This is a genomic window from uncultured Fretibacterium sp. (assembly GCF_963544685.1).
Taxonomy (GTDB): Bacteria; Synergistota; Synergistia; order Synergistales; family Aminobacteriaceae; genus CAJPSE01.
The window spans coordinates 1-2,828 of sequence record NZ_CAUUGJ010000187.1 but is presented as its reverse complement, the minus strand read 5'-3'; the positions used below and the strand labels follow the sequence as shown (position 1 = coordinate 2,828).

Here is a 2,828-nt window from a genome sequence, read left to right as displayed (position 1 = left end):
CGTCTCGGGTATCGTCTTCCCTCCCGTGTAGAAGTCGTCGGCGATGACGTCGGCCGTTTTCGGATATGGTCGGACCAGGACGGGGACGGACGGTTCGAGGACCACGAGCTTGCCACGCTGGACGAGGCGGGCATCGAATCGATAGGGCTGAGCTACACGGAACAGCGTACGGATGACGAGAACGGGAATCAGGTTGTGCGCACGGGCCAGTTTGTCTGGAGCGATGGGGAACGGGGCAAGGCCAGCGAGTTTTTGTTGGGGCGAGACACGATTCACTCCTTGGTCGGGGAGAAGATGGACGAGCCCAACGATGTTGCCGCGCTGCCGGACCTCCCGGGGCGCGGTTTTTTGTACTCCCTGCACCAGGCGATGGTCCGCGACGGGAGCGGAGAGCTGAAGCGCCTGACGGAGCAGTTTGCGGGGGAGAAGGACTCCGCGGCGTGTCGTTCGCTTCTGGAGCGGATCCTGCTGAAATGGTCGGAGGTCTCGAACGTGGAAACGACGCCGAACGAGGGCTGGCTCGGGTTCTTGGAGAAATTTTATGGGGCCCGCTATAACTGGTCGAGCCTGACGAACCGCGGTCGCCGTCAGCTCGAGTCCACGTATGAGTCGGTGTCGCTGTACCTATATGGCAAGATGCTGGGGCAGAGCCATTACGCCGAAAAGCTCGAGATACTGGATTATGATATGGACGATACGGGCAGGATATTCCTGAGTACCCACCGGGCGCTGGAGAGCCTTGTCCGGGAACACGTTGCGAATCCGGATCAGCTGAAGCGTTCTCTGGGTGAGTTTTTCCTTGTGCTGAGAACGGCGGGGTTGTATGACTACGTGGACGAGGCCGAGGTGGAGTCTGTGGCGGCGAAGCTGTCGCAGTACGGTTTGGAGCTCTCGGATGCGTGTCGTGCGTCGTACCTTGCGATGAAGGGGGCTGTCGGTATGTATACGCTGCCCGTATTCGGCGCGGAGCAGGGAGGCCTTCTGGAGGGAGATCAGCAGAACAATGTGCTGGTCGGCGGCAGCGGTGCGGATGTCCTGAAGGGCGGACACGGCGCCGATATCCTCATGAGTGGAGCGGGAGCGGACGTTATGGAGGGCGGCGTGGACAGCGACGTCTATGTCTGGAATCTGGGCGACGGGAACGACCGTATCGTGAACTCCTCCACGGGATCCGGCGAGGAGGATGTCCTGCGGCTGGGGCGGGGGATTCATGCGGAGAACGTGAAGGTGGAGCGTCACGGCAACACGATCCTCCTTCACATTGGGGAGAGCGGAGAGGTTCTGACGCTGGCGACGGATACGAGCCTGAACGGCAAACTGGACGCCGCGGACCCGTCGCTTCAGATAGCGCGTGTGGAGTTTGCCGATAAGAATAAACAAGGCTGCCGCATTGAAATCCATTCGGCAAACCTTGTCCCTGTCGATTGCTATTGAGGGCGTTAAACGGTTAAACTTGTTCCGTCTTTTTTAAGGCCTGGATTTCCTCCAAGGGCAACCCGGTGGCTTCTGCGATCTTAGTTAAGCCCAGTCCCATCCGAAGCAGATTTCGTGCCGTCTCGATTCTGCCGAGCTGAATGCCCTCGGTTCTGCCGAGCTGAATGCCTTCGGTTCTGCCGAGCTGAATGCCTTCGGTTCTGCCGAGCTGAATGCCTCTTGCCTCTCCGAGCTGAATGCCCTCGGTTCTGCCGAGCTGAATGCCTCTTGCCTCTCCCAACTGAATGCCTTTTTCTATTCCTTTACGCTCCATAATGCTGACGTACATGCGTCCCGCCTCCTTCGCCTGTTCCAGGGTGTTCTCCCATTCCTCGTATTCCCGCGAGCTCCCGTCCTCCGTCAGATGAATAACACCCTCCATGAAGGTCAGCAACTGTGCCTTTTCATCGTGGCTCCAACCCCGCTTGTCCAAAAGACCCAGCATCTCCTTGAGATAATCCAGCTTGCGGGCTTCGCAGCCTCGGCTCTTCCAGGCTCTCAGACCGGCAAGATGAGCCAAGTCGAAGGGGTTGTCGCTTGCCATGAGAGCTTCTTCATCTCCCTCGTAAATCCTGAATACCGGAAACTCGTAGCTCACCCGGGTCCCGTAGCCCTCCCAGCGATAGGCTCCGCTGGACTGCGCTTTCGACAACGGCTCAATGAGAAGGGCCAGCGCGATCACGGGCCTTCGGTAGCGTCCCTCCAGCAACCCCCGGTAACGGTGCATTCTGAGAGGGAAATCCTCGTTTCCGCCCCGGCCCTGCACCTCCACATGAAGGAGAATCCAGGCGTTTTCGCCGGAACGGAGAGGAACGTCCGCCAGGAGATCAACGAAGCGGTTTTCGTCCGGCTCCCCTCCCTCCGGCCTTCGGGTGAAGCGTGCCAGCCTGCGTAACTCTTTATCCAAAAAGACAACGTCCCGTTTGTCGTCGATATCGCGGGCCAGCTCGGGCAGAAGGGAGTGGAGCATGGGGACGAAGAATCGGGACAGCAGGTCCTTCCAGAGCAGGTCGTCACGGCGGGGTTCGCTGCCGCCCTTCTCTTCGGTATTCGCCGAATGATTCCTCCCCTTTTTGCTCAAGGCCTCACCTCGTTTCGTCATTTCGTAAGTAGGCTTCATCAGAGCCAGTATAGCAAAAGCCGGGGCTGTTCCGGTAGGGGGTATCACCTGGAGATTCCGTCGGGGTTTTGCCTATCATACACTTAATCCATCTGCTCTGTTGACAGGATAAATGATGTCTGATAGTTTTGCCTTGGTTTTCTTTTTTCGTTCTTGGATTTACAATCTAAACGCAACAGAAGGGGGTGAGAGAAGATAAAAAAGCCCATAGATGGCAGTTATTCGCTAGAATGAG

Annotated in this window: 2 protein-coding genes; one reads left to right on the top strand and one right to left on the bottom strand. The window is 57.9% G+C overall.

Annotated features, from left to right (window positions below):
* Positions 1-1,434 (top strand): hypothetical protein (locus ABLA28_RS11260; RefSeq protein WP_347713743.1); only part of this gene is annotated, 1,434 nt, incomplete at its 5' end.
* Positions 1,435-1,447: 13 nt separating this feature from the next.
* Here ABLA28_RS11260 and ABLA28_RS11255 read toward each other — a convergent pair.
* Positions 1,448-2,554 (bottom strand): hypothetical protein, encoded by a 1,107-nt coding sequence (locus ABLA28_RS11255; protein ID WP_347713742.1) that lies wholly within the window; start codon positions 2,552-2,554, stop codon positions 1,448-1,450.
* Positions 2,555-2,828: the final 274 nt, after the last annotated feature.